Origin of the sequence: Campylobacter concisus, from assembly GCF_002914195.1 — a bacterium.
Taxonomy (GTDB): domain Bacteria; phylum Campylobacterota; class Campylobacteria; order Campylobacterales; family Campylobacteraceae; genus Campylobacter_A; species Campylobacter_A concisus_M.
Genome location: NZ_PPAU01000083.1, coordinates 1 through 509, shown reverse-complemented (window position 1 = coordinate 509; position 509 = coordinate 1). Strand labels below are relative to the sequence as shown.

The window sequence follows — 509 nt, the reverse complement described above, 5'->3', positions numbered from 1 at the left end:
ATCGGGATTTGTGACATTACCAGTTGTTACTGTTGAAGTGTTGTTAATTGGATCTAGAGTTACTGTCGGGATAGTAGTTTCTACTACTGTAGTAGTAACTGGAGTACCATTGCATGCATCATCTTTTGGAGTATCTTTTACCTCAGTGCCAAGTTTGGATAGTTACATATTTCGTGTAGTCGCCCGCGTTGTATGATTATAATTGACAGGAACTGTAACTGGGGTATGACCAGGAATTTCAACAATTACTTTGGTATTTGGATCTGGATTTGGAACCTTACCAGTTACTACTGTTGAAGTGTTGTCAATTGGATCTAGAGTTAATGTTGGGATAGTAGTATCTACTACAGGAGTAGTCACTGAAGTACCATTACTTGCATCATCTTTTGGAGTAACTTTTACCTCAGTACCTGGTTTTAGTGGTTCATTATTTGGTGTAGGAACACTACATGTACAATCACGATTTACTGGAACTCTACCTGGGGAATGACCAGGAATTTTAACAATTA

At 38.1% G+C, this 509-nt stretch carries 1 protein-coding gene; it reads right to left on the bottom strand.

Annotation, left to right across the window (positions count from 1 at the left end):
• Nucleotides 1-162 precede the first annotated feature (162 nt).
• Nucleotides 163-509, bottom strand: a 347-nt coding sequence (locus tag CYP28_RS10270; protein ID WP_181000412.1) for a hypothetical protein, incomplete at its 5' end; no start/stop codon positions are given.